This is a genomic window from Bradyrhizobium sp. AZCC 2230 (assembly GCF_036924495.1).
GTDB lineage: Bacteria > Pseudomonadota > Alphaproteobacteria > Rhizobiales > Xanthobacteraceae > Bradyrhizobium > Bradyrhizobium rifense.
The window spans coordinates 2,435,700-2,461,808 of record NZ_JAZHRS010000001.1 but is presented as its reverse complement, the minus strand read 5'-3'; the positions used below and the strand labels follow the sequence as shown (position 1 = coordinate 2,461,808).

Here is a 26,109-nt window from a genome sequence, read left to right as displayed (position 1 = left end):
TGCGTGTGGCTCAACCGGGCCCTCGTGTCAGTCATCTGCGAGACGACGGGGGCAATAGTGCATCGCTCCCCGGGGAGAGCACGACATAAGCCGTCAACCCGCTGCGCAGGGAAGGCCGGATGTCTCGGCTTCACCTGTATGCCGCTGTGCAGCTTCTCGTAGCGCAACCATCGCAAAGTGGACCGCGGGTGCCAGCCGGCACCCGGTCTTCCCTGCGCCCTCTTTCAATGGAGGGCAAGGCGACGAAGCAAAGCTCGGGCGAGATGAGCCGCGAGAGGGCGAAGGTGTGTCTGGGGGGCGTAGGATGGGTAGAGCACTTGCGAAACCCATCATGCTTCGGCGCGCAGGAAACGTTGATGGGTTTCGCTTCGCTCTACCCATCCTACGAACTGCGCTCGCAATGACGGCGTGGCGACGCATCGCATTTTACACGACCGTCATAGTCTCTAATACCCACTAACCAACGCGCGACTTAAAACTGTCATAATCACTAAAACGGAACCGCTGCTGCGGCCTTTTTACACGCCATTAAGCGGGGGTGCATTGGATGCGGCGGGAAAGTGCGTTGGGGACTGCAATGAGTGCCGCGAAGAAGATGCCGGGCAAACCGGCCACCGAAATGTTTGACGACATCCCGGTGCTTCAACGCAAATGGCGAGCCGCGTTGAAGCCGGGTGACCGGCTGCCGCGCTATGAGGACGTGATGCTCGGCAGCCTCGGACGGCTGGCCGACCATATCGCGTTGCTCAAGGGGGACGGCGCGCTCGAACTCTCGCGCAGCGGACGATACGTGCAGAAATGGCTCGGCGAGGAGCGCTGGGACATTCCGGTCGCCGAGCTGTCGCCGGATTGTGCCACCGCGCTGTCGGAAGCGGTGGCAAACGCACTCAAGAACGGACAGCCGCACCAGGCCAGCGCCCATTGCGTGCGCGACGGAATGGTCCGGACCTACGATGTGCTGGCATTGCCGACGGCCTCGCGCTGGGGCGCGACGCTGATCGGCGCCTACGTCAACGAGCGCGGCGTGCAATATAATCTGCTCGACGCGATCTTCGCCTCGACCGATGACGCGGTGGTGTCGCTGGCGACCCTGCGCGATGCCAACGGCGTGCCGTTCGATCTACAGGTCGTGCACCACAACAGGAGCGCCGGGCTGCTGCTGCAGGTCGCGAGCGGAAGCCTGCTGTGGCGACGGATCGGCGAAGGAAACACGCTGCTGGCTTCGTCCGAGATCATAAATTTTCTGCTCAAGGCGGTCTCCGGCGGCCGCGGCGAGCAGCTCGAGATCGAGCACGAGGGCCGTTATCTGCGGCTGAGCGCCACCGCCTTCGCCGACGTGGTCTCGCTGACAATCTCCGATGTCACCGCACTGAAGCGCCGCGACGCCTCGTTCCGCCTGCTGTTCGACAACAACCCGATGCCGATGTGGGTGTTCGACGCCGAGACGAAGCAGTTCCTTGGCGTCAACGACGCCGCGGTCCAGCATTACGGCTACAGCCGCGCGGCGTTCCTGCGCATGACGTTGCCCGAGATCTGGCCCCAGGACGAGTGGGACAGCCATGCCGAGACGCTGGAGCGCATCGGCGACACCTATCATTCCTCGCGCAACTGGCGGCATCTGCGCGCCGACGGCAGCGAGATCGAGGTGCTGACTTTCGGCCGCCGCGTCGCCTTCGACGATCGCGACGGCTATCTGGTCGCGATGGTCGACATCACCGAGCGGCGCAAGGCCGAGGCGCGGATCGCGCATATGGCCCACCATGACGGGCTCACCGATCTGCCGAACCGCGAATATTTCCAGGAGCGCTTGAAGCAGGCACTCGATCGGGCCGCAGGCAAGCGCGTCGGCGTGCTCTATATCGACCTCGACCTGTTCAAGAACATCAACGACTCCTTCGGGCATCCGGCGGGCGACCGCCTGCTCAAGGAGGTGGCCGAGCGCCTGGTAACCGCGGTCCGCGGCGCCAATCTCGCAGCAAGGCTCGGCGGTGACGAGTTCGCCGTGATCCTGGCGGCCGACGTCTCGCCGAACGAGGCCAGCGCCTGTGCGGCCCTGCTGATCGACATGCTGAAAGCGCCTTACGACATCGACGGCCAGGAGATGGTGATCGGCGCCAGCATCGGCATCGCGCTGTCGCCGGGCGATGGCGTGACGTCGGAAGAGTTGATGCGCAACGCCGACATGGCGCTGTACCGGGCGAAATCCGACGGCGGCGGCGTGCATCATTTCTTCGAACGCGAGATGGATCTCCAGGCGCAGAAGCGCCGCGACATGGAGCTCGATCTGCGCCGCGCCTTTGCCAATGGCGAGTTCGAACTGCACTACCAGCCGCTGGTGACGATCGCCTCCGACCGCATCTCCGGCTTCGAGTCGCTGTTGCGCTGGCATCATCCCGACAAGGGCATGATCTCGCCGGCGGAGTTCATTCCGGTCGCGGAGGACATCGGCCTGATCACCCAGCTCGGCGAGTGGGTGCTGCGCGAGGCCTGCGCCGAGGCGGTGAAGTGGCCTGTTGACGTCAAGGTCGCGGTCAATCTGTCGCCGGCGCAATTCCGCAGCCGCAACCTGGTTCAGGTCGTGATCTCGGCGCTGGCGCAATCCGGCCTGTCCCCGAAGCGGCTCGAGCTGGAGATCACCGAGTCGATCTTCCTGGCCGAAACCGATGCCAACCTCGCGATCCTGCATCAATTGCGCGAGCTCGGCGTCAGCATTTCCATGGATGATTTCGGCACCGGCTATTCCAGCCTCAGCTATCTCCGCAGCTTCCCGTTCGACAAGATCAAGATCGACCGCTCGTTCGTGAAGGATCTGGCGCAGCGGCCCGATTGCGTGGCGATCGTGCGTGCGATCTCCGGGCTCGGCCGCAGCCTCAACATCACCACGACCGCGGAGGGCGTCGAGACCGAGGATCAGCTCGACTGGCTGCGGGCCGAAGGCTGCAATGAAGTGCAGGGTTTTCTGTTCAGCGCGGCGCGGCCTGCCGCAGAGATCGCAAAACTGCTCGCCGATTTCGGCCAGCGCGCCTCACGGGCGGCGTAGCTCTTCGGGGTAGCAGTCGTAGACCAGCGCCTTGAACGCCGGCGTGATGCGGCTGCGCTCGTTCTGGGTCTGTTGCATCAGGACGTAGACCATGTCGAGCTTGGGATCGACGCCGAAATAGGTGCCGCTGCCACTGTCCCATTTCAATTCGCCGAGCGAGCCCGGCGGCGACGGTTTGGCGTTGCCGGGATCGGTGCGCACCGCAAGGCCGTAGCCATAGCCAAAGCCGTCACCGGGGAAATAGAAATAATCGCGGTCGACGCCGGAGCCGGGGCCGATCTGGTCGGTCGTCATGTCCTTGAAGGCGGCCGGGCTGAGATAGCGCTTGCCGTCGAACTCGCCGCCGTTGAGCAGCATTTGCGAGAAGCGCTGATAGTCGGTGATGGTCGAGAGCAGGCCGCCGCCACCGGATTGCCATTCCGGATGGTCGAGACGCTCGCGCTCGGCATCGAGCAGGATCGGGTCGCTCGGCAGCGGCCGGGCCATCCGTTCGAGCTCGTCGGCTGTCGACAGCACGAATTTGGTGCTGGTCATGCCGAGCGGATCGAAGATGCGCTGCTTCAGTGCATCGTACAGCGTCTGCCCCGTGATGATTTCGATGACGCTGCCGAGCACGTCGGTGGAATGACCGTAGCGCCACAGCGTGCCCGGCTGTCGTGCCAGCGGCAGCCTGGCGATGCGGTCGGCGAATTCCCTGTTGTTGAAGGGGCCCTCGAAGATATGGGCCGCCTTGTAGGCGAGCTCGACCCATTTGCCGCCGATGTAGTCGTAGGTGATGCCCGAGGTGTGCCGCATCAAATCCCTGATCGTCACCGGATGGATCGGCGGCACCATATCGAGCGCCATCGAGCCGTCGGGCTTTGTAGTCTCCATTCCCACTTTCGTGCCGGCGAAGAGGGGGATGTATTTCGACACGGGATCGGTGAGCGCGAGCTTGCCCTCGTCGATCAGCATCATCGCAAGCACACTGGTGATCGGCTTGGTCATGGAATGGATGGCGAAGATCGTGTCCGGCGTCATGGACAGCCGTGTCCTGACGTCGCGCACGCCGAACAGCTTGAAATAGACCGGCTTGCCGTGCTGCTGGATCAGGACCGTGGCCCCCGGCAATCGGCCGGTGGTGACCTCGTTTTCAAAGAACGATGTGATGCGTCGCAGTCCGTCGGCGGAGGGGGCGGGAATGTCGGCGGCGCGGCTCCGCGCCATCGTGCCGGCCAGCATCGCGGCCCCGACCAGGAATTCACGACGCTTCATCCGGGCTTCCTCCCTCGCCGGGAACAAAGCCGCAAGACATCAGAGGCGTCAACAAGACTTCGATTAAAAACGCGTCACGATTTCGGAAAGCACCGGTCGCGGACGATCCTCGCTCGGCTTGGTCGGCGTGCCCACGTGAACGAAGCCGGCGAGCTTTTCGTCGGCCTTGAGGCCAAGCCCGTCCAGCACGTCGCGATCGAAGGAGAACCAGCCGGAGAGCCAGCAGGCGCCGTAGCCGAGCGCGGTTGCGGCCGTGACGATGTTCATGACGCTCGCGCCCGCCGACAATTCCTGCTCCCACGCCGGCACCTTGGGATGCGGCTTGGTGAAGCTGACGATGCCGATCACCAGCGGCGCATCGGTGAGGCGTTTGCGCTCGGTTTCGATATCGGCCGCGGGGGCGCCGGGATTCTTCCGCGCAAAGACTTTGGCGATCACCTCACCGGCGCGCTGGCGTGCATCGCCTTCGAAAATGATGAAGCGCCAGGGCGCGAGCTTGCCGTGATCGGGCACGCGCGCGCCGATGGTCAAAATGGTCTCGAGTTCGGCCGGCGAGGGGCCGGGGCCGGTCATCTCGCGCGGCTTGACCGAGCGGCGGGTTTTCAGGAGTTCGATGGCGTCGGGCACTGCGGTTACCTCATCGGCTGGTCGTCGGGCGTGCCATGCCCAGATAGGGATGCACGCCCGCAACCGAAAGCGAGTTTAGATCGATTTCAGGGATCAGGCCGTCTCACGCATCCGCCGGACATCCGGCGGGGTCGCTTCGTCGACCAGGGCGGCGATTGCCTCCGCGGTCGTCAGCACTTTCTGCCCGTCGCTGCCCAAGCGGCGGACCGAGACCGAATGCGTTTCAGCCTCCTTTTTGCCGACCACGAGCAGCGCCGGAATCTTGGCCAGCGAGTGCTCGCGGACCTTGTAGTTGATCTTCTCGTTGCGCAGGTCGATCTCGACCCGAAGCCCTGCGCGCCGCGCCTGCTCCAGCACCTGCTTGGCGTATTCGTCGCCTTCCGAGGTGATGGTCGTGACCACCGCCTGCACCGGCGAGAGCCAGAGCGGAAAGTTGCCGGCATAGTGCTCGATCAGGATGCCGATATAGCGCTCCATCGAGCCGCAGATCGCGCGGTGCACCATCACCGGCGGTTTCTTGCCGCCGTCATGGTCGATGTAGAACGCACCGAACCGCTCCGGCAGGTTGAAGTCGACCTGCGTGGTGCCGCATTGCCAGTCGCGGCCGATGGCGTCGCGCAGCACATATTCGAACTTCGGCCCATAGAAGGCGCCTTCGCCCGGATTGATTTCGGTCTTGATGTGATTGTTTTGCGCCTGGATCTCGCGCAGCACGGTGGCCATCACGCGCTCGGCGTGGTCCCACATCGCATCCGTGCCGACGCGCTTCTCCGGCCGGGTCGAGAGCTTGACCGTGAGATCGCCGGTGAAGCCGAAATCGGCGTAGGTCGACAGGATCAGATCGTTGATCTTGAGACATTCCTCGGCGAGCTGGTCCTCGGTGCAGAAGATGTGCGCGTCGTCCTGGGTGAAGCCGCGCACGCGCATCAGGCCGTGCATGGCGCCGGACGGCTCGTAGCGATGCACCACGCCGAACTCGGCAAGGCGCAGCGGCAGGTCGCGGTAGCTCTTCAGCCCATGCTTGAAGATCTGCACGTGACCCGGGCAGTTCATCGGCTTCAGCGCGAACCAGCGCTTGTCCTCGGCCTCGTCACCAGCCGACTGCGCCGCGAACATGTTCTCGCGATACCAGCCCCAATGGCCGGAGGTCTCCCACAACGACTTGTCGAGGATCTGCGGTGCATTGACCTCGTTGTAGTCGCCGGTCAGGCGGCGGCGCATATAGGCGATCAGCTGCTGGAAGATGGTCCAGCCCTTCGGGTGCCAGAACACGACGCCCGGACCTTCCTCCTGGAAGTGGAAGAGGTCGAGCTCGCGTCCGAGCTTGCGATGGTCGCGCTTCTCGGCTTCCTCGATCTGCTTGAGATAAGCGTCGAGGTCCTCCTGCTTGGCGAAGGCCGTGCCGTAGATGCGGGTCAGCATCGGGTTGTTCGAGTCGCCACGCCAATAGGCGCCGGCCACCTTCATCAGCTTGAAGGCGTTGCCGACCTTGCCGGTCGAGGTCATGTGCGGGCCGCGGCAGAGATCGAACCAGTCGCCCTGGTAGTAGATCTTGATCGGCTCGGTGCCGGGAATGGCGTCGACCAGCTCGACCTTGAAGGCCTCGCCCTTGTCGCGGAACACCTGTTTTGTTTTCTCGCGGTCCCAGACTTCCTTCGTGAAGGGTTTGTCGCGCGCGATGAGCTCGCGCATCTTCTTCTCGATCGCGGCAAAATCGTCCGGCGTGAACGGCTCGTTGCGGAAGAAGTCGTAATAGAAACCGTTCTCGATTACCGGACCGATGGTCACTTGCGTGCCAGGCCACAAAGATTGCACGGCTTCCGCCAGCACGTGCGCGCAGTCGTGGCGGATCAGCTCAAGCGCCTCAGGCTCGTCCCGAGTGATCAGCCTGATCCTTGCGTCCTCGGCGATTGGATCGTTGAGGTCGGTGAGCGTGCCATTGAGCATCATCGCCACCGTGCGCTTAGCGAGCGAAGGCGAGATGCCCTTGGCGATCTCGAGACCAGTGATGTTTGGGTCATATTGGCGCTGGGCGCCGTCGGGGAAGGTCAGGGTGACTTTGGCGGCGGGGGTCACGGGCTTCAGGTTGCTGAGGCTATATTGAAAGCCGGATTCGGATTTGGGCTGGTCGGACATTGCTTTTCTCCTGAGGCTCACTCCTGCGAACGAGCGCAGGTAAGCGGGAACGAGCGATATATCAGGCGATTCGGCCTGTGCAATCCGGCAATTCCAAGAAAGTGGCGCGCAAAAGCCGGGGCAGTACTCCAACTATTTCGAACGACGCCCTTTCACTGGTCGCGGGCCTGTTCTACATGCATTTGCATGAAAAATCCCCGCGCTGGCCGTTTCACGGCAACCGCCCTGATGCTTGGCAATCTCGTCACCGGCTGCTCGGTGCTGGCGCCGGCGGGGATGCTGCCGGAATTGTCGGTGGGACTCGGGATCAGCATCCATGCGGCCGGGCTGCTCATCACCTTCGGCGCGATCACGCTGTGCATCGGCTCGCCGCTGACGGCGTGGCTGACCAGCCGCATCGAGCGGCGGGTCTTGCTCACGACCACGCTCGCGGTGCTCGCCCTTGGCAATCTCGCCTCGGCCTTTGCGCCCGACTATGCAAGCCTCCTCCTCATCCGCCTGGTGATGCTTGCCGTCGGTGCGCTCTACGCGCCGCAGGCTGCCGGCACGGCGGCGCTGATCGTGCCGGCGGAGCGGCGTGGCAGCACGATTGCCTACATCTTCCTCGGCTGGTCGTTGGCTGCCGCCATCGGCCTTCCTCTGATCACCTTCATCGCCAGCCGATATGGCTGGCGCGCCGCCTATGGCGAGATTGGCGCGCTCGGCTGCATCAGCTTCCTGTTGCTGCTGGTGCGCCTGCCGGCAGGTCTGAAGGGCACGCCCGTCGATCTGACGACCTGGAGCACGGTCGGGCGTAGCCGGACCATCCTGTTGCTGCTTGCGATCACCATGCTGCAAATGTCCGGACAGTTCGTGGTGTTCACTTTCATGGGGCCGCTGCTCAAGAAGCTCACCAATGCCGGCCCCGATGCGATCGGCATGGTGTTCGGCACCTATGGCGTCTGCGGTTTCCTTGGTGTCGTCATCGCGACCCGCATCGTCGACACCTGGGGACCTTACCGAACCTCACTGCTGTTCACATGCCTGCTACTGGCGGGCATCTCGGGCTGGGCGCTCAGTGCCGGCACGCTCATGTTGATGGCGGGCGCGGTCGCGATCTGGGGATTGGGTTTCGCCTCGACCAATTCGATGCAGCAGGTGCGGCTGGTCGGAGCCGCGCCGCAGCTTGCATCGGCGACCGTCGCCCTCAACACCTCCGTGCTCTATATCGGCCAGGCCGTCGGCTCCGCCATCGGCGGACTGCTGTTCGCCCGCGAACTGCTGCATCCGCTCGGCTTCGTGGCGGTCGGCTTCGTCGTGCTGGCGCTGATCCTGGTGATCCTGAGCCGGCCCCAGCGGGCTGCCGCCCCGGCCTGAATCGTGCGTTTTCCTGTGCGCAAGGTGCTTGGCAAACCGCGCGGGAGAGCGCTAGAAGGCCCGTCATGGGGACCAAAGAGAGTTGACTGAAATGAGGATGATTCTGGCGGTTGCCGCGGTGCTCTATTCAGCCTCCGCGTTTGCACAGACCGACAAGCCACCGATGGTGGGGGACAAGCCGCTGGTGCAGGTGAAGCCCAAGGGGACCAAAGCCGGCACCAAAGAGGCCGCCGCCAAGCCGGCTGCAGCGCCCAAGGGCAAGCCGCAATCGATCGCGGCGCGGCTTCAGGCCTGCCTCGAAACCGACGACGGCACCAAGGACCGGCTCAACTGCTACGACGCCATTATCCCGCCGACGCCCAAGCCGAAGCCGGCCAAGGCCAAGGGCTACGCCGATTGCCGGTTCTTCAAGGAAGAGGACGAGCGGCTGGCCTGCTTCAACGGCTTTGCCGAGAGCATTCCGAAGCTGCCCAAAAGCTAGAGATCAAGAGCTGGGGTTCGAGGGCCGGGCGCCTAGTCGGCGATCCGGCTCAGCACCGCTCTGAAGGCAACGCCCGGCACTTGCAGCGCGGTGCCTTCGAACTCGGCCGTGTCGCCGTCTTCCCTGCCGGCGAGCGTCAGCGTGATCCGGTCGATGCCGAACAGCGCCTTGAACGACGGGTCGTCGTTGTAGCGCTCGGTCGAGATCTTGACCTTGATGCTGTCGCCTTCGCCCGTGTAGATGCCGATGAAGGCAAAGGCCGAGTTGCCGCCGCGCATCTTGCCAGCCGTCACGTAGACCACGCCGCAGCCGGTTCCGTGAACCGTGTGGAAGTCGACCTTGTAAAGTCCCTGACGCAATGCATGTCCCCGCGCTATTCCAAGCGCACTGGTTCAAGTGCAACCTGGCCGGCAAAATATGGTCGTGGCCAGCAGAAGCAATCCGGTTGCTGCCGGGGATTGTCGGCCATCAACATCACATTTTGATCATGGCCTGACGAAGCTGAAGTCAAGCGCGGCGAAATGCCGGCGCGCGCAATATCCGGACTAACGATTTGACGCGGAAGAGCTGGTGGCTGCGACGCGCGTTAGTGCCAGCGCCGGCGTTGCCGACATCTTCACCAGCACGTCCTTGAGCGGGTATTGCGTCCACGCGCGGTTGACGTAGTCGCGGTGGGTGATGCCGTCGCCGGTTTCGACGAACACGACACTGCCGGGACGCAAGGGTCCGTCCATGCCCTCGGAAACGCCGATGCCCTTCTGTCGCAACATGCTCATCAACTCGCGGTCGCGCCGTGCGGTGTAGTGAGTATAGGAGCTGACGAAGACGCCCGAGCGATGGCTCTCGATCCAGGACGCGAACTTGTCCATTTCGCCGTAGACCGCATCAAGCAGCACGACGCCGCGGACGCGATCGCTGATGCCGCCGACCTCGAGACTCCAGGCGGTCGGCAGGAAGCCACCGCTATAGCCGACGATCACGATCGGCATGTTGGCAAAGGCACGCGCGCTGTTGGGGTCGCCGGTCAGCTGCGCGAGGTGACTGGCTGACTCTTCCATGAAGCGCTTGAGGCCACCGGGCTGCCAGAATTTTCCGGCGCTGGAGTCCGCGGCATCGACGGCCATCTGCGGCGCGAGCAGGACGGCATTGGCGCCGGAATCGGTGATCTGCTGCGGCACCAGCTGGCGGTCGCGTACGTCGCGCTCGAGGGTTGCGCCGTTGCCGTGGAAGAACACTACGATCACGCCAGGCTTGCGCACATCGAAATGCTCGGGAACGTGCAGCAGGACGCGGCTGTCGTTATAGGTCTCGTCCTGCCAGAACACGCGCCCGGAGTAGCTGCGGTGGCCGCGGCGGTCGCCCTTGGAGATGTTGAGGAAGGGCGCGTCGGACGCTGGGTTGTTGCCGAAATAAGGGAAGGCCGAGGACTTCATGCTGACGAGCGTCGTCAGATCCTCGCGCGCCGGACGCTGGTAGGGGACCTGGGGCGCGAGCGAGGCGACCTTGTAGGGCGCCTGCTCCGGCTGCTGCTGCACGGCGCGCTTGGGCGAGAAGTCCGACATCTGCCGTTGCAGCAAACTCTCGCTCGCGGAGGGGAAGCGCTCCCTGAACTGCGGAGCCGGGAAGCGATCCTCGAACGTATCACCGCCGGCAACTCGCGAATTGGTCTTGGCGACGGTCTGATCGACGACCGGGACATTGGCCTGCGAGTTCGCCGCGAGCGCCGCCGGATTGGGCGCTTTGCCGCATTGAACCAGCGTCAGCGCCAACGGCACCAATCCTGAGATCAGGGCGACCCGAAGCGCACGACGACGCGTGCCGGACGCCTTGGTCCGGTCAGCACGCATGTCTGCTCTCAATTTGGGAACGGCCCCGACCATCCACCCATGACCCCAAGTCACGACCCAAGTCACGCGTCCATCGGCAATCTTAAGACAATTGAGCCGACTGGCGTTTAGGCGACGTTAAGTGTCCGGAGAAACTTCCCCACATCCGGAACGACCAAAAAAGACCACGCAAACGTGTCGCGATTGTGGGAGCGACGTGCGTATTTTCGCGGCCGACTACGGGTTTATTGCCCAAAGGCGGGCGCAAACGGTGGCTAATTACCTAATTCGACCGCCTCATTTAACCCTTGTTAACCCTGCTTGAATTGACTGGACCAATCTGCACGATGCCTCCCATGAGGCGCGACGCCTGAGGCTAAGGACCCAGATGACGGCATCAGATGCGGGAACCGCGCCCTGGACCGGGCGGCTGACCGGCGGCTCCGGGGTTTCCGTTCTGGTCGCAACCGCGATCGTCGTTGCCGACATGATCGGGGTCGGCGTCTTCACCAGCCTCGGCTTCCAGGTCAAGGACATCCCCTCGGGCTTCTCAATCCTCGCGCTGTGGACCGTCGGCGGCATCGTCGCGCTGTGCGGCGTGTTCTCCTACAGCGAGTTGGGCGCGATGTTTCCGCGCTCGAGCGGCGAATACAATTTCCTCGGCCGCGCCTATCATCCGGCCTTCGGCTTTCTTGCCGGCTGGGTTTCGGCAACGGTCGGGTTTGCCGCGCCCGTAGCGCTCGCGGCCATGGCTTTCGGCGAATACGCCAAGTCCGTCATGCCTGGGGTGCCGCCGATTCCGCTCGCCATCGGCGTGGTGTGGCTGGTCTCGATCGTGCAATTGACCGGCGTCAGGCACTCCTCGACCTTCCAGCTGATCTCGACCATCCTCAAGGTCGTGCTGATCGTTGTTTTCCTCGTCGCAGGCTTCGTCGTCGGTACGCCGCAGCCGATCTCCTTTGCACCGCACGCCGGTGATCTCGCCCACATCGTCAGCGCGCCTTTCGCGATCGGGCTCGTCTTCGTGATGTACTCGTTCTCGGGGTGGAATGCCGCGACCTACATCATCGGCGAGATGAACATGCCGCAGCAGAACCTGCCGCGGGCGCTGCTCGCGGGCGCGTTGATCGTGCTGGTGCTGTATGTCGCGCTCAACGCGGTGTTCCTCTACTCGACACCCCTCAGCGCGCTGGCCGGACAGCTCGACGTCGCAAGCGTGGCCGGCAACGCCATCTTCGGCAGTCTCGGCGGCCGGATCGTCGGCGCGATGATCTGCTTCGGCCTGATCTCCTCGATCAGCGCGATGATGTGGATCGGCCCGCGCGTGATGATGACGATGGGAGAGGACATCCCGGCGCTGCGCGTGTTCTCGAAGCGATCGGTGAGAGGCGCGCCGGCCTATGCCATTCTGTTTCAGCTTGCGGTCGCCAACCTGCTGCTGTTCACGCGCAGCTTCGAGGCGGTGCTCGACTTCATTCAGTTCTCGCTGCTGTTCTGCTCGTTCTTCACCGTCGCCGGCGTCATCAAGCTGCGCATCACCGATCCCGATTTGCCGCGGCCCTATCGCGCCTGGGGATACCCGTTTACGCCACTCATTTTCCTGCTCGTGACCGCGTCCATGATGTACTACCTCTTGACCGAGCGGCCCGTGCAGTCGCTGTCGGGGATGCTGGTCATGCTCTCGGGCCTGTTGATTTATGCAGTTTTCCGCAGGCGGCCGGTCGCCGCTGCCACGTCACACAATCGCGAATAGACATGTTTCGACCCATGAGAATTGCGGCCGTCGCTCTTGCCCTTGTGGCTGCGGCCATCTCGTCCGCGCGCGCGGCCGAGGTTACCTTCGACGACACTGCGCACTTCCTCGCGGGCATGGAGCCTTCAGCGGACTCGCCGCTGGTCGCGCTGACCAGGGACCCGTCCTGGCAACATCACGCAAAATTCTTCGACGGCGCCTTCGCCCAGCTCGAGCAGCGGCAATTGTCGAAGATCCGGAGCTGGTCGGACGTCAATCTCGCCGCGCCGCGGCCGACCATGTTCTATTTGTTCAGCGGCCCGGATTTCCTTTACGCCAACGCCTTCTATTCCAAGGCGAGTACATACGTGCTGGGCGCGCTGGAGCCGGCCGGTGCGGTGCCCGATCTGACCAGGCTGCCGCGCGGCTCGGCCAATGCCGCGCTCTACAATGTCGAGCGCTCGCTCGGCTCGATCCTGAGCTTCTCCTTCTTCATCACCAAGCAGATGAAGGTCGACCTGCACGCCAACCAGGTCAACGGCACCTTGCCGATCCTCTACGTCTTCCTGGCGCGCTCCGGCAAAACCATCCGCAACGTCGAGACCGTCGCGCTCGACGACAAGGGCGGGGTGCACACGGGCAATGACAATCCGGGGCCGAACGCCACGCGCGGCGTCCGCATCACCTTTGCAGGCGCCGACGGCGAGGCGCGCACGCTGTATTATTTCTCGACCGATCTTTCCAATTCCGGTGCGCGCGCGGCTGGCTTCCTGAAATTCTGCGAGACGCTCGGGCCCGGCAACAGCCTGCTCAAGAGCGCGTCGTATCTCTTGCACGCGGGCAATTTCACCGTCGCCCGCGACTGGCTGCTCGCCAACAGCGCGACCATCATCCAGGATGATTCCGGCATTCCGCTCGCCAACTACAATTCGCGGCAATGGCGGTTCTTCCCGTTCGGCCGTTACCTCGGTCCGATCAGCGAATTCCCCGGTCGGTACCAGGAGCGCTACGCCGAATTGTTCACGCGGGCGCAGCCGATCGATTTCGGCGTCGGCTATCGCTGGCGGATGCATGAGTCGAACCTGCTGCTGTCGGTGAAGATCCCCGGGAGCGAGGCCGCGCCGGCCGCGGAGACGACCTCGTTTACCGAACCGCCGCCGAAACCGCGCCCGAAGCGGCCGCGCCCGCCCGAGCCGGTCCCGCCGCCGCCGGGGCGTTTCTTCTGGTTCCGTTAGGGCCTGGTGAAGTGCTGCCTACGTTGTCGGGCTTTGTGCCACGACGACCAGAACCTCCGCCTTCTGCCGGCCGAGGCTCCTGACCTCGTGCGGTGTCTCGCCTGAGAAGTACAGGCAGTCGCCCTTGCCGAGGACGAGCTCTTCGCCGTCGAGCTTGATCGCGATCTTGCCGTTGATGACGAACAGCAATTCCTCGCCTGCATGCGAGGCCCGCGTCGCTGATTTATGCGGCGGGCTCAAGAGGAACGGCTCCATCATCTTGCGGGTGCGGCCGGTCACCAGCGGGACCACGCCAAACGTGTCCTGGAACAGCGGCACATTGCCGTCTTCGCGGCGGAACAGCGTGTAGCGCGGCGCGGGCTCCGCGTTGGGGTCGAAGAAATTGGCAACATTGACCTCGAGCGCGGCGGCCATACGCAGGAGCGCCGCCAAGGAAGGGATCTTCAGGTTGCGCTCGACCAGCGAGATGTAGCCGCGCGTAAGGTCGCTCTGCTTGGCGAGTTGGTCCAACGTCAGGCCCTTGGCGATCCGCGCCTGGCGGATATTGGCCCCGACCGCTGTCGCTTTGCTGACGTCAAGCACGCATGAGTCTCCGAACTGCTGATGCTTCTTTTGCAACAGATGCCGTCCGACTGCCAGCCCGGCGGCGCGGGCGGCCCGTCCGGGCGGCTGGCAGATGTATTCCCAAAGAAAACTCATGCGCAGAAATTTCAAGCAGGAGCGCGAATATTGTGAGCAGATGCGCTGGTATATCGCGCAAAATCGCCAAAAAATGGTGCAAATGACGCGTTCTGCCGCGATCGGTGGCAATCGCCGCGTTTCGCGATATTGATTTCCAGCAGTAAACATGATCGATTTTGACCGTCCCGGCTGCCGATGGGCTCCGCGGACCGAACCAACTGCTTTTCCCTGGCGCCGGTACCTTTTGGAGAGATCGATGACCGTAGCAGACGACATAGCCCTGAACGTAGCGCCGGACGAGGCGGCGAGCTTGCGACGGATCGTGTGGTCGAGCGTGATCGGCACCGCGGTCGAATGGTACGATTTCCTGATCTACGGCACGGCGACCGCACTGGTCTTCAACAAGGTGTTCTTCGCCGCCGGCAACCCCACGCTCGCCACCATCGCGGCCTTCGGCACCTACGCGGTCGGATTCCTGGCGCGACCGCTCGGTGCTGCGATCTTCGGTCACTACGGCGACCGGGTCGGTCGCAAGGCGATGCTTGCAATCACGATCATGGTGATGGGCATCGGCACCTTTCTGATCGGCCTGCTTCCGACCTACCAGCAAATAGGCATCGCCGCGCCGCTGCTGCTGATCGGATTGCGTTTCCTCCAGGGCATCGGCCTCGGTGGTGAATGGGGCGGTGCGGTGCTGATGGTGGTCGAGAACTGTCCGACCCACCGCCGCGGCCTGCTCGGCAGCATGGTCCAGGTCGGCAATCCCATCGGCAATCTCGCCGCGATCGGCATGTTTGCGCTGGTGGCAAGCCTGCCGGAAAGCGACTTCATGACTTACGGCTGGCGGATTCCGTTCCTGATCTCGATCCTGCTGGTTGGCGTCGGTCTCTATATCCGCCTCAACATGGAGGAGACCGCGGCGTTCCGTCAGGTTCAGGCCAAGAAGGATGTCGCGAGCCTGCCGCTGGTCGAGATCTTTAGGCATCATCGCAAGCCCTTCTTCACCGCCGTGGGTCTGAAGATCTCCGAGATTGCCTATGCCAGCATCGGAGGCGTGTTCGTGATGTCCTACGCCACGGCCAATCTCGGCCTGTCCCGCACGGTGGTGCTGAACGGTGCGTTCGCGTCATCCCTGGTCGCGCTGTTCGCCATTCCCTTGTTCGGCTGGCTGTCCGACGTCGTCGGCCGCAAGAGGATGTTCTACGCGAGCTGCCTGTTCTCGGCGCTGTTTGCCTTCCCGCTGTTCTGGCTGCTGAACACCCGCGATCCCACCATCGTCATCTGCACCATCGTGGTCGCGATCACCTTCGGCCAGATGGTGATGTTCGGCATCGGCGCGCCCTGGTACTCTGAGCTGTTCTCCGCGCGCCTGCGATACAGCGGCGCCTCGCTCGGGTTTCAGGTCGGTGCGGCAATCAGTGGCGGTTTGACACCGCTCATTGCAGCCTCACTGATGGCTTGGAGCGGCGGCGCCACCTGGCCGGTGTCGCTGTTGCTGATCGCCTGCGCCGCCATCACGGCGACCGCAACCACGTTCGCGCCGGAAATGGCGAACAAGGAACTGACCTGATCCCGCGGCGCGCCGCTGCTGGCGGCGCGCCATCGCTTCTCACAAGGATTTTGCCATGCTCGATACCATCAGCGCCGGTTCGGCGCAGAGTGCGGCACGCCTCGGCTGGACCGGCGTGGTGCGCTTTCTTCATCTCGCCCCGCGTGCCTTTCTGCCGATGCGTGCCGCGGACTCGATCTCGCTTGTCGCCGGCCGCGGAATCGAAGGCGACCGTTACATGATCGGCAACGAAGAGGGGTTTTACTCGCACAAGCCTGAAGAGGGCCGCCAGGTCACACTGTTCGAGCTCGAGACGCTGGTTGCGCTGAAACGCGACGCCGGCATCGCGCTCGGCCCCGAGGAGCACCGGCGCAACGTCACCGTCGAGGGTGTGCCGTTGAATCATCTGGTCGGCCGCCGCTTCTGGCTGGGCGAGACCCTGCTGGAAGCAACGCGCCTTTCGATACCGTGCCGGCATATCGAGGAGATCACCGGCAAGGCGATCTTCGATCCCCTGATCAACCGCTCTGGCCTCAACTGTAAGATCCTGCAAGGCGGCATCGTCAGGGTCGGCGACCCCGTGCGGAACGTGACATGAAGGCGCGCCCGATCACGACGGTCAAGACGGTCGTCGCCGGCATCGAGGAGGCTGGTGCAGGGATCAAGCTGTTCACGCTGACCGACCCGGACCAATGGGAGCTGCCGCCGTTCAAGCCTGGCGCGCATATCGACTTGCATCTGCCGAACGGGCTCGTGCGGACCTATTCGCTGTGCAACGAGCCCGCCGACAACACGCGTTATGTCGTCGCGGTCAAGCGCGAGGCGGACGGACGTGGCGGTTCGCGCACCCTTCACGACGAGATCGGGATTGGCGATGTCATCGGCGTCTCGCTGCCGCGCGGCGGCTTAGACCCTAGTGCAGACATCGCACGCCATGTCTTCATCGCAGGTGGCATCGGCGTGACGCCGTTCCTGTCGATGGCGCGGCACCTCGCGCGAACGGGGGAGGCCGACTTCGCGCTGCATCTGATTGTGCGCGAGGAGGTGCCGCTCTCCGCGCACCTCGCCTCGCTGATTGATGCGGGCAGCGTCGTCGTGCATCGCACGTCCCGGGCCGGGAGACCTGATCTTGCGGCGCTGGTCGGGGAGGGCGGATCGGAAACGTTTGTCGCCTGCTGCGGCCCTGAAAGCATGACTGACGATTTCGAGCGTGTGACCGCAACGTGGCCGGCAGCCAATGTTCACGTCGAGCGCTTCGTCGCACCGCCGCCCGTCATCGATCCCGACGCAAAACCCTTCACGCTGTCATTGCTGCGCTCGGGCACTGAAATCCAGGTTCGGGCCGGCCAGACCATGCTGGACGCCTTGCAGGAAGATGGCATCGACGTCGCAGCCTCGTGCTGCGGCGGCATCTGCGGCGCCTGCAAGGTCGGATGGATCGAAGGCAAGCCCGTGCACCGCGACCGTATCCTGTCGCCCTATGAGCGCGAACGCTATCTCATGGTTTGCGTCGCCGGATCAGATTCGGAGCGGTTGGTGCTGGACCTCTGACCTACCAGTGCACGTTCTGGCTCGGCACGATGAACGCCGTCGTACTCGGCTGCGTGGCGAAGCTTGTCGCCAGATACCAGCCAGAGCCGAGGACGAGCGTGAGCAGGGCCACGATGGCGATCATATCGATGGTTCGGGGATCGTGATCCCTCGGATTGAACTTGGGATGCGGACCAAGCCTGAAGTGAAAATGAGGGCTGATTTTCCAGCGCATTGTTGTTTTCTCCCCGGGGAGCATCACAACAACGCGAGGGAAAAGTTCCGGTTCCGGTCAGATCAGCGGTGCGCAAAGCACCGCAGCATGCTTACGAAGCGTTGACGCCGCGCCAGCGACCGTAGCGCCAGGGCATGTACCAGCGCGCCGCCTTCGGCGCGGAGAGAGGCACGTTGTCGATGCCAGAGGTGCCGAATGGGTTGCAGCGCAGCAGCCTCGCGAGCGTCATCCAGCCGCCGGCCCAGAGTCCGAACCGCTCGATCGCCTCATCGCCATAGACGGAGCAGGTCGGCAGATGGCGGCAGTTGTAGCCGACCAGGGGCGACAGGGTGTGTCGGTAAAGCCAGATCAGCGCGCGGCCGAATCTGCGCGGCAGCCGCATCGCTTCAGCGACAGGAGCGGAACAGTGCTCGCAGGTTGAGTGCTTCATGTGCGCTGTGCCGACATCCTGTGCGCGCTGATGTGCAGTTCCAATGCAGGGAACAGCAGGCTGTTGTGTTCACGCCATAGTTTGCCTGCTTTCTGGGAGCAGTGCAGCAAGTACCTATGGACGATCTGTATTCCCCCGGATACCATTTTTGTGACGTTCATGTGAGACTCACTGGAACGTCGAAACGGGGCTTGCCTGAACGCTCTTGGGGCTTGGGGAAGGGACCAGTTTGAAAGTTCTGAGGTCGCTCAATCTACGCGGCTGGTTGCTGGTGGGAACCGCCGCTTGTGGGGTCGTGTTGGCCGGTGCCGTCGCGACCTTCGGCTCGTCGGCCAGCGCTGGCGCTTCACTCGAAGAGCGCAAGCTGCCGATGAAATTCGGCTGGGTCGCCTGCGAGCCCAACTGCCGCGGCTGGGTCAGCGCGGTCGGCATCATCACTGCTGATACACCGAAAGATTTCGACGACTTCGCCCGCGGACGCCAGCTCGGCGGCGCGACCGTCGTGCTCGATTCCAGCGGCGGTTCCGTCAACGACGCCATCACGCTCGGCCGGCGCTTCCGCAATCTCGGCCTTCTCACCACCGTCGGCATCACCCAGCAGAGCGGCGGCGGGCAGGGCGCCCGTCCGGCGGTCGCCTCGGAAGCCTATTGCGAATCCATGTGCGTGTTCCTGCTGCTGGCCGGCAAGAAGCGCTACGTGCCGGAAGCGGCCCATGTCCGCGTCCATCAGATCTGGATGGGCGACCGCGCCGATGACGCCAAGGCGGCGAGCTACAGCGCGCAGGATTTGATGATCGTGGAACGCGACATCGGCCGGCTCGCCAAATACACCTTTGACATGGGCGGGGCGGGGGACCTTTTGTCGCTCGCACTCAACGTGCCGCCCTGGGAAGATCTCCATGAGCTCGACGCAGCCGAGCTGAAGCTCACCAATCTCGTGACGACCGATCTGGTAGCTGACGTGCTGCCGCATGTGGACGTCATGGCGCCTGCGCTGGCGGAGCTTGCGCCGAAGACGCAGGCAAGGTTCGGCGAGGAGCAGGCGCAGCCTGCCAAGTCGACCAAGACGGCGGAAGCTGTGGTCCCCACCGGGACCGTGGCAGCACCGGCCGCGGCACCACAGAAGTAAGAGCTTCAGTCCAGTCTCAGCCCTGCGCGGTGGCCGGCTGCTTCGCCTTGGCCTCGATCTGGCCGATCGCGTCCACCACGGCATCGAAGGTCAGCAGCGTCGAAGCGTGGCGCGCCTTGTAGTCGCGGACCGGCTCGAGGAATTTGATTTCCTCCCACTTGCCTTCGGGAGGCGAACCATTCTCTTTCAGCATCTTGCGAACGGTTTCGCGTAACTCACGGAGTTCGCTCGCTGTCGAGCCGACCACGTGACTTGCCATGATGGATGAAGAGGCCTGGCCCAGCGCACAGGCCTTCACGTCATGCGCGAAGTCGGTGACGGTGTCGCCCTCCATCTTGAGGTCGATCTTCACAGTCGAGCCGCACAGTTTGGAATGGGCGGTGGCGCTGGCATCGGGGGCCGACAACCGCCCGAGGCGCGGAATATTCCCGGCCAGCTCGATGATCCGCTTGTTATAGATGTCGTTCAGCATGTGATGGAGTCCAACACTTACCTGCCGGATCGGCCTTGGCGGGCGCGATCCACGGTCCTATATAGGGTCGGAACTGGCGGAAAAACAGTCCGGCGGTGCGTCGGCGATGATCCAGATCTGCATTGCCGGTGTTATTGCCAAGAGACCTCTTTCGCCAAATACTGTTCTCTTCAGGCGTCCGGCGGCTTGTCCGCCCCGTCTGCCGGTGACACTCCGGCCGCAAGGCCGTCGAACGGAGTCGATATGGACGCTGCAATCAAATCCATCCGCCCGAGCAAGCCCTCTGACAAGCAGCTCGAGAGCCGCCCGGCCGAGCTTGATCCTGCCGAATTCCTCGCGGCCGCCGTTCGCGCCGACCAGCCGCGCCCGGCGCGTGCCGAGGCTGAAGCTGCGGTCAAGACGCTGCTTGCCTATATCGGCGAGAACACCGGGCGCGAGGGCCTGCTCGACACGCCGCGCCGCGTCGTCGAGGCCTTCGACGAGCTCTATCAGGGCTACCACCAGTGCCCGGCCGAGGTGCTCGACCGCACTTTTGGCGAGACCGCCGGCTATGATGACTTCGTGCTGGTGCGCGACATCGAGTTCACTTCGCAATGCGAGCATCACATGATGCCGTTCTACGGCAGGGCACACATCGCCTATACGCCGGTGGAACGCGTCGTTGGCCTGTCGAAGCTTGCGCGCCTGACCGACATCTTCGCCCGCCGGCTCCAGACCCAGGAGCATCTGACGGCGCAGATAGCAGCCGCGATCGATGAGATCCTGAAGCCGCGTGGCGTTGCCGTCCTGATCGAGGCCGAGCATACCTGCATGTCGGTGCGCGGCGTCGCCAAGCATGGCGCCTCCACCTTCACCAGCCGCTACACCGGCATGTTCCGCGACAACCCGGCGGAGCAGGCCCGCTTCCTGTCCATGGTGCGAGGCATGACGCGCTGACCTCGCGAATAACCGGCGAGATTTGTCGTGTCCGCTCACTCCCACGAGATCGAGGAAGGCCTGGCCTTCCTCCCCAAGTTCGATGCGAATGGCCTCGTGACCTGCGTGGCGACGGACGTCGCCACGGGTGACGTACTGATGGTCGCGCATATGAATGACGAGGCGCTGCGCAAGACTATTACCACCGGCGAAGCCTGGTACTTTAGCCGCTCGCGCAATGCCTTGTGGCGAAAAGGTGAGACGTCAGGTCAGACCCAGCGCGTGGTCGAAATCCGCACCGATTGCGACCAGGACGCGGTCTGGCTCCGCGTCGAGCAGATCGGCGCCGCCTGCCACACCGGCCGCCGGTCCTGCTTCTATCGCAAGGTGGAAGCCGAGGACGGCGGTGCAAAGCTCGTCTTCGTCGATGCTGACAGGCTGTTCGATCCGAGCGCGGTCTACAAGAAGTAGGGCTTGCCCCTGCGGATGCGCACCGGGATGACGGGGCCCCCCAAATTAACCCCGCGTTAACCATAACTGTCCCACGGTGGGACGATCAGGCGTCCGAATTGCCGGCGCCGCTCAAACGCCGCGCGGGCCGGTCACGCCATCATGTCGGTCGACAATTCCAATGCCTCGCAGACGGCCGCAAGCGACTCATCGCGGCGCGTTGCGGGCGCGATCAAGCAGGCTTCGAGCCAGACCGGCGTCAGCTTCGAATACATGCTGACCACGGCCAAGATGGAATCGGATTTCGATCCGTCGGCCGGTGCCACCACGTCGTCTGCCCACGGGCTCTATCAGTTTATCGACCAGACCTGGCTCGGTACAGTGAAAGAGGCGGGCCCCCAGCTCGGCTATGGCAATTATTCCGACGCCATCAGCAAGACCTCGTCAGGCACCTATACCGTCGACGATCCCTTCATGAAGCGCTCGATCATGAAGCTGCGCGACGATCCCGAGGCCGCTTCCAGCATGGCGGCCGCATTGACACAGTCCAACAGTTTCAAGCTCACCGGGTTGCTCGGCCGCAGGCCGTCCGACAGCGAGCTCTACATGGCGCACTTCATGGGCGTCGGCGGCGCGGCGAAACTGATCGCCAATGCCGAGGACAACCCGCAAGCCGTGGGTGCGCGGCTGTTTCCCAATGCGGCCTCCGCCAACCGCTCGATCTTCTACGCCAAGGATGGCCGTGCGCGCAGCGTCTCCGAAGTCTATTCGGTGCTGAACGCGCGCTATGCGAGCGCCTCGAATGCGAAATCCACGCGCAGCGCGATGGCGATGTATGGCGACACGCCGTCGACCACGCAGGTCGCGAGCGCCAACGGCGTGCAGCCCACCGTGCCGATGGTCAATGGCGCCGCCTATCTCCAGACCTTCCCGGATGCACGCGGCGTGACGCCGGTGAGCGCGACATCGTCGACGACGGTCGCTGACAACACGCCGATCACGCCGGCATTCCGTTCGATCTATCAGCCCGGCGATGCGACGCAGCCGGTCTCGACGACGGTGCAGAAATTGTGGGGCAACAATGCCTCGCTCACCTCGGTTGCGTCAGCGACGCCCGACGTGCGGCCGCCACAGCCGCTCGATTTGTTCAGCGATCGCACCGGCGCGTTCTCGAGCTAATCTCCGCCTCATGTCTCGGACGCGCTGCGGCGCGTAAGCGCTGCTGCGCAGAGCAGGGACCTACGCAATAAACACCGTTCTCTGAAATTACGGGCCCCGGCTCAGCAGCGCATCACTTGCGTGCTGCGCTGCGTCCGTGGCACATGCGGCAATCGCCTTTGTTCCCTTAACAAATCATCAACAAAACCAGCCAGTTATGGTGAACGCTTTGTTAAGCGTCGTGGTTTATTTTGTGTTGCAGGTGACAAGCCGTCACCGTTTCGTTTTTTCGTTGCGTAAGCCGGAAGCACCATGATTGTTCGGCAGTTCATCAATTGGATCAGGACTGCGCCCGCCGGTGAGCGGGCGGAGGCAACGCGGGCATTGGCCCGGGCCTGGCTGATCTCGGATCTTTCCCACGACGACCGTGTCGCTGCCGAAGGCGCGCTGCTGATGCTGCTCGACGATCCCTCGCCGCTGGTGCGGCAGGCGATGGCCGAGGCGTTTGCGCGCAGCACGGATGCGCCGGCGTCGATCGTGCGGGTGCTGTCGGCGGATCAGCGGACCGTAGCGCTGCCCGTGCTCGAACATTCGCCGCTGCTGATCGATGCCGATCTCGTCGACATTGTCGCGACCGGCAATGACGAGGTGCAATGCGCGGTTGCGCGCCGCATCGCGCTGCCGGTCTCGGTCTGCGCCGCCATTGCCGAGGTCGGCTGCGCGGCCGCTGCGCTGGAGCTGATCGAAAATCCTCACGCCGAGCTGGCACCGTTCTCCTGGAATCGCATCGTCGAGCGTCACGGCCATCTCGCCGCGATCCGCGAGGCAATGCTGGTGCTGGACGACATTCCGGCCGCAACGCGCGCGGCGCTGGTTGCAAAGCTCTCCGAGACGCTGGCGCAGTTCGTCGTGGCGCGGAACTGGCTAAGCGCCGACCGTGCCGAGCGCATGACGATTGAGGCGCGCGATCGCTCCACCATGAACATCGCGGCGCGCTCGCGCGGCGACGACATGCAGGGCCTGGTGAAGCATCTGCGGATCACCGGCCAGCTCACCGCGGGCCTGATCCTGCGCGCGCTGCTGTCGAACAATCTCGAACTCTTTGACGCGGCACTGGCCGAATTGGCCGATCTGCCGCTCGCGCGCGTCTCCGCGCTGCTGCACGACCGTGGCGGCAACAGCCTGCACGCGCTGCTCCGTCGCGCCGGGCTGCCCGAGGCGACGTTTGCGGCGTTCCAGATCGCGCTCGATGCCTGCCACGAGCAGGGCTTTGTCGACACCGACGACACCGCGGCGCGCTTGCGCCGGCGCATGGTCGAGCGCGTGCTCACCCATTGCGAGACCGACCGCGGTGCCACCGAGCCCCTGATGGTCCTGCTGCGCCGCTTCGCCACCGAATCCGCGCGCGAAGAGGCGAGGTTGTTCTGCGACGAGCTCGTCGCGGAGGACACAATCGATCCGGTGTATGACGATCTGATCGCGGCGTAGTTCTCGCTGGACCCGCAAATTCCGCCATTGCGAGCGCAGCGAAGCAATCCAGAATCCCTCCGCGGGGACAGTCTGGATTGCTTCGCTGCACTCGCAATGACGAGAGGAGAGAGCGGAGCGCTATTCCGCCGGCACGATGCTCGGCGCGAGGATCACTTCGAGATGCTCGGGGCGGTCGCGGTTGACGTCGGCGAGATAGTCGTCGGCGACCTTGCGCAAACGGCGGCTGAGCTCGGCGGAGACGCTGATACTGTCGAGCTTGGTGTTCTCGTGCACGATGGCGAGGATCGCGTTGATGTGGTGTGTGAACAGCTCGGCTGGTACCCTCTCGAGATCCGGCGCGTGCTCGAGGATGCGACACAGGCTCTCGGCAACGCCCGCCGCGGCCGGAAAACCGAACGTGGCGGCGTCGCCCTTGATGTCGTGCGCTGCGTGGAACAGCTCGTCGCGCCGTTCCTTGGTGAAGCCGTCGTTGCGGATGGCGACGTAGGCAGACGACAGCCGATTGACCTCGGTCGTCATCCAGCTCTTGAACTCGCTGGACAGATCGGCAAGCGCCTGCTCGGCGCGTGCGATCGGATCGTCCATGTCCTTTTCCTCTACCCGGCGCAGAACTTTACGCAGTGGATTGGGCTGCGTGATCACGTGATGGGTGGCGAAGGCCTTAACCTCGATGTCTCGTGCGCTGTTCTTCGCCATGATGCCTGCCTCGTCGGGTGAGACGTTGCGCTAGATGGAGGAGCGGGCCTTGTCGAGCAGCGAGGGCTGCTGGAGCACCTCGTGCTTTTCGCCGACGCGGCGCTCCGGGCCCATATAGGCGGAGTTGGTGTTGCGGCGCCGGTCCGGGCCGAAATAGGTCTTGGTCTTGATGAAGGGCCGGGGACTGGCGACCACGTTGAGAATGCGCTGGTAGAGGCCTTTGGCCGAGATCGGCTTGGCCAGGAATTCGGTGACGCCGGCATCGCGCGCGACCGTGACGCGGCGCTTCTCGGAATGCCCCGTCAGCATGATGATCGGCGCGTAGGGGTTGCCCTTGGATTCCGGCTGCCGGATCATCTGCGCGAGCTCGAGCCCGTCGAAGATCGGCATCGCCCAATCGGTGATGACGATGTCGGGCACGTAATGGCTGTACATTTCCAGCGCAGTGGCGCCGTCCTCGGCCTCGTAGACCTCGCGCGCGCCGAACGAATGCAGCAGCGTCCGCAGGATGCGGCGCATGTGCGGATTGTCGTCGCAGACGAGGAAGCGCAGCTTGTTGAAGTCGATGCGAAACATGACGCCCAGGCCAAAGGGTCAACTTTCATTAACCATATCGCGCGGAGGGTTAACGAAGCGTTGCGAACGGGCGTCCGGCCTACCCCCGGGCAGGGAGCTCAGTAGCCGAATTGCTCGCGCAGGATCCGTTCCTCCAGGCTGTGGCCGGGATCGAACAGCATGCGCATCGAGATGGTCTTGTCCGACAGGATCTCGACGCGCCGGACCCTGCGTACCTCCTCATGGTCGGCGACGGCTGCGACGGGCCGCTTGTCGTCTTCCAGCACCTCGATCACGACATAGGCCGTGTTGGGCAGCAGTGCGCCGCGCCAGCGCCGCGGCCGGAAAGCGCTGATCGGTGTCAGCGCCAGCAGCGCGGCGTTGATCGGCAGGATCGGCCCCTGGGCGGAGAGATTATAGGCGGTCGAGCCTGCCGGCGTCGCCACGATGATGCCGTCGGCGATCAGCTCGGGCATGCGCTCGCGCTCGTCGATCAGGATGCGCAGGCGCGCCGCCTGGGAGGTCTGGCGGAACAGATAGACCTCGTTGATGGCGTGATGCAGGTGGACGCGGTCATTGGTATCGGTCGCGCGCATCAGCAGTGGGTTGATCTCGGATTCATGCGCCGCCTCGAGCCGCGCGCGCAGATCGTGCGCCGAGTATTCGTTCATCAGGAAGCCGACCGTGCCGCGGTGCATGCCGTAGATCGGCTTTCCCGAGCGCATGTGCTGGTGCAGCGTCTGGAGCATCAGCCCATCGCCGCCGAGCGCGACCACGACGTCGGCCTCGCCCGGATCGCAATTGCCGTATTGCGTGGTGAGCTGGTGGAAGGCGGCCTCTGCCTCGCTGCTCGGGCTGGCGACGAAGGCGATCCGGTCGTATCGCGATGGCTTGGTCATGGCTTCCAGGCAGGTGTCGCTGGCTTGAGAAAGTTCCGCCGAGGTCGTCTATACGACCTGGGCCTCTATTGTCGAGGATGCCGCCCGCCAAGGCAAACGGGTCGGTTGGGGACCGCAAAAGCCGTGCAGATCGGCCCGGAAAGCCCTTCCGGGGCCTCCGATCCCCCCAAACTGTCGCAATTGCCGGCTACAGCTGCGGCCAGCGACCGACGGGCAGGTCAGGGAGAACAAT

Annotated in this window: 26 protein-coding genes; 14 read left to right on the top strand and 12 right to left on the bottom strand. The window is 64.0% G+C overall.

Annotation, left to right across the window (positions count from 1 at the left end; genetic code table 11):
- Positions 1-577: 577 nt before the first annotated feature.
- Complete coding sequence (locus V1280_RS12020; RefSeq protein WP_334523504.1) at positions 578-3,040, top strand: putative bifunctional diguanylate cyclase/phosphodiesterase; 2,463 nt, start codon at positions 578-580, stop codon at positions 3,038-3,040.
- Here V1280_RS12020 and V1280_RS12015 read toward each other — a convergent pair.
- From V1280_RS12015 to thrS, 3 genes are all read right to left on the bottom strand, one after another.
- Entirely contained in the window at positions 3,026-4,294 is a 1,269-nt protein-coding gene (locus V1280_RS12015) for a serine hydrolase domain-containing protein (protein ID WP_334523501.1), read from the bottom strand. The genes V1280_RS12020 and V1280_RS12015 overlap by 15 nt on opposite strands.
- Positions 4,295-4,357: 63 nt before the next feature.
- Entirely contained in the window at positions 4,358-4,921 is a 564-nt protein-coding gene (locus V1280_RS12010; protein WP_334523498.1) for a nitroreductase family protein, read from the bottom strand.
- A 93-nt stretch (positions 4,922-5,014) separates the two neighbouring features.
- Positions 5,015-7,057 (bottom strand): threonine--tRNA ligase, encoded by a 2,043-nt coding sequence (gene thrS, locus V1280_RS12005; protein ID WP_334523495.1) that lies wholly within the window; start codon positions 7,055-7,057, stop codon positions 5,015-5,017.
- Between the two features lie 186 nt (positions 7,058-7,243).
- On the opposite strand from thrS, the gene V1280_RS12000 reads away from it, so the two are divergent.
- Together V1280_RS12000 and V1280_RS11995 are read left to right on the top strand one after the other, a co-directional pair.
- The gene (locus V1280_RS12000) at positions 7,244-8,413 is read left to right on the top strand and encodes an MFS transporter (RefSeq protein ID WP_334523493.1); all 1,170 of its coding nucleotides are present in this window, start codon (positions 7,244-7,246) and stop codon (positions 8,411-8,413) included.
- A 91-nt stretch (positions 8,414-8,504) separates the two neighbouring features.
- On the top strand, positions 8,505-8,894 hold the full coding sequence (locus V1280_RS11995) for a hypothetical protein (RefSeq protein ID WP_045008341.1): 390 nt from the start codon (positions 8,505-8,507) through the stop codon (positions 8,892-8,894).
- Between the two features lie 32 nt (positions 8,895-8,926).
- Here the strand turns inward: V1280_RS11995 and V1280_RS11990 are convergent, their stop codons facing one another.
- Both V1280_RS11990 and V1280_RS11985 read right to left on the bottom strand, forming a co-directional pair.
- A complete protein-coding gene (locus V1280_RS11990; RefSeq protein ID WP_334523484.1) occupies positions 8,927-9,253 on the bottom strand; it encodes a GrlR family regulatory protein in 327 nt (108 codons plus the stop codon).
- A gap of 186 nt (positions 9,254-9,439) precedes the next feature.
- The gene (locus V1280_RS11985; protein ID WP_334523483.1) at positions 9,440-10,741 is read right to left on the bottom strand and encodes an alpha/beta hydrolase; all 1,302 of its coding nucleotides are present in this window, start codon (positions 10,739-10,741) and stop codon (positions 9,440-9,442) included.
- A 367-nt stretch (positions 10,742-11,108) separates the two neighbouring features.
- On the opposite strand from V1280_RS11985, the gene V1280_RS11980 reads away from it, so the two are divergent.
- Positions 11,109-12,473 (top strand): APC family permease, encoded by a 1,365-nt coding sequence (locus V1280_RS11980; protein ID WP_334523480.1) that lies wholly within the window; start codon positions 11,109-11,111, stop codon positions 12,471-12,473.
- A 2-nt stretch (positions 12,474-12,475) separates the two neighbouring features.
- A complete protein-coding gene (locus V1280_RS11975) occupies positions 12,476-13,687 on the top strand; it encodes a hypothetical protein (protein WP_334523477.1) in 1,212 nt (403 codons plus the stop codon).
- A gap of 18 nt (positions 13,688-13,705) precedes the next feature.
- Here V1280_RS11975 and V1280_RS11970 read toward each other — a convergent pair whose 3' ends face one another.
- Complete coding sequence (locus tag V1280_RS11970; RefSeq protein ID WP_334523474.1) at positions 13,706-14,269, bottom strand: helix-turn-helix domain-containing protein; 564 nt, start codon at positions 14,267-14,269, stop codon at positions 13,706-13,708.
- Positions 14,270-14,384: 115 nt separating this feature from the next.
- Between V1280_RS11970 and V1280_RS11965 the strand changes: the two genes are divergently transcribed.
- From V1280_RS11965 to V1280_RS11950, 4 genes are all read left to right on the top strand, one after another.
- On the top strand, positions 14,385-14,519 hold the full coding sequence (locus tag V1280_RS11965; protein WP_334523471.1) for a hypothetical protein: 135 nt from the start codon (positions 14,385-14,387) through the stop codon (positions 14,517-14,519).
- A 105-nt stretch (positions 14,520-14,624) separates the two neighbouring features.
- Positions 14,625-15,938 (top strand): MFS transporter, encoded by a 1,314-nt coding sequence (locus V1280_RS11960; protein WP_334523467.1) that lies wholly within the window; start codon positions 14,625-14,627, stop codon positions 15,936-15,938.
- Between the two features lie 55 nt (positions 15,939-15,993).
- Positions 15,994-16,515 carry an MOSC domain-containing protein gene (locus tag V1280_RS11955; RefSeq protein ID WP_334523464.1) on the top strand — a complete coding sequence of 174 codons (522 nt, stop codon included), beginning with the start codon at positions 15,994-15,996 and terminating at the stop codon, positions 16,513-16,515.
- The gene (locus V1280_RS11950; RefSeq protein WP_334523461.1) at positions 16,512-17,468 is read left to right on the top strand and encodes a PDR/VanB family oxidoreductase; all 957 of its coding nucleotides are present in this window, start codon (positions 16,512-16,514) and stop codon (positions 17,466-17,468) included. The genes V1280_RS11955 and V1280_RS11950 overlap by 4 nt, the downstream gene beginning before the upstream one ends.
- Before the next feature lies 1 nt (position 17,469).
- Here V1280_RS11950 and V1280_RS11945 read toward each other — a convergent pair whose 3' ends face one another.
- Positions 17,470-17,682 (bottom strand): hypothetical protein, encoded by a 213-nt coding sequence (locus V1280_RS11945; RefSeq protein ID WP_334523458.1) that lies wholly within the window; start codon positions 17,680-17,682, stop codon positions 17,470-17,472.
- A gap of 91 nt (positions 17,683-17,773) precedes the next feature.
- Positions 17,774-18,112: a membrane protein insertion efficiency factor YidD gene (gene yidD, locus V1280_RS11940; protein ID WP_334523455.1), complete on the bottom strand. Its 339-nt coding sequence runs from the start codon at positions 18,110-18,112 to the stop codon at positions 17,774-17,776.
- 229 nt (positions 18,113-18,341) lie between these two features.
- Between yidD and V1280_RS11935 the strand changes: the two genes are divergently transcribed.
- Positions 18,342-19,241 carry a hypothetical protein gene (locus tag V1280_RS11935; RefSeq protein WP_334523452.1) on the top strand — a complete coding sequence of 300 codons (900 nt, stop codon included), beginning with the start codon at positions 18,342-18,344 and terminating at the stop codon, positions 19,239-19,241.
- A gap of 16 nt (positions 19,242-19,257) precedes the next feature.
- Here V1280_RS11935 and V1280_RS11930 read toward each other — a convergent pair whose 3' ends face one another.
- Positions 19,258-19,713, bottom strand: coding sequence for an iron-sulfur cluster assembly scaffold protein (locus V1280_RS11930; RefSeq protein WP_148778375.1), 456 nt, complete (start codon positions 19,711-19,713; stop codon positions 19,258-19,260).
- A 243-nt stretch (positions 19,714-19,956) separates the two neighbouring features.
- Here V1280_RS11930 and folE point away from each other — a divergent pair, with 243 nt between their 5' ends.
- The 4 genes from folE (at position 19,957) to V1280_RS11910 (ending at position 23,724) form a co-directional block, all read left to right on the top strand.
- Positions 19,957-20,649 (top strand): GTP cyclohydrolase I FolE, encoded by a 693-nt coding sequence (gene folE, locus V1280_RS11925; RefSeq protein WP_148778376.1) that lies wholly within the window; start codon positions 19,957-19,959, stop codon positions 20,647-20,649.
- Positions 20,650-20,676: 27 nt separating this feature from the next.
- Entirely contained in the window at positions 20,677-21,099 is a 423-nt protein-coding gene (gene hisI / locus V1280_RS11920) for a phosphoribosyl-AMP cyclohydrolase (protein ID WP_334523445.1), read from the top strand.
- A 141-nt stretch (positions 21,100-21,240) separates the two neighbouring features.
- Positions 21,241-22,257, top strand: a complete 1,017-nt coding sequence (locus V1280_RS11915; RefSeq protein ID WP_334523442.1) for a lytic transglycosylase domain-containing protein — start codon at positions 21,241-21,243, stop codon at positions 22,255-22,257.
- A 291-nt stretch (positions 22,258-22,548) separates the two neighbouring features.
- Complete coding sequence (locus V1280_RS11910; protein WP_334523439.1) at positions 22,549-23,724, top strand: DUF2336 domain-containing protein; 1,176 nt, start codon at positions 22,549-22,551, stop codon at positions 23,722-23,724.
- A 120-nt stretch (positions 23,725-23,844) separates the two neighbouring features.
- On the opposite strand, the gene V1280_RS11905 is transcribed toward V1280_RS11910, so the two are convergent.
- The 3 genes from V1280_RS11905 to V1280_RS11895 form a co-directional block, all read right to left on the bottom strand.
- Positions 23,845-24,423: an Hpt domain-containing protein gene (locus tag V1280_RS11905; protein ID WP_334523436.1), complete on the bottom strand. Its 579-nt coding sequence runs from the start codon at positions 24,421-24,423 to the stop codon at positions 23,845-23,847.
- 30 nt (positions 24,424-24,453) lie between these two features.
- Positions 24,454-24,999 (bottom strand): response regulator, encoded by a 546-nt coding sequence (locus V1280_RS11900; protein WP_008133731.1) that lies wholly within the window; start codon positions 24,997-24,999, stop codon positions 24,454-24,456.
- 98 nt (positions 25,000-25,097) lie between these two features.
- Positions 25,098-25,877, bottom strand: coding sequence for an NAD kinase (locus tag V1280_RS11895; protein WP_148778381.1), 780 nt, complete (start codon positions 25,875-25,877; stop codon positions 25,098-25,100).
- Between the last annotated feature and the right edge of the window lie 232 nt (positions 25,878-26,109).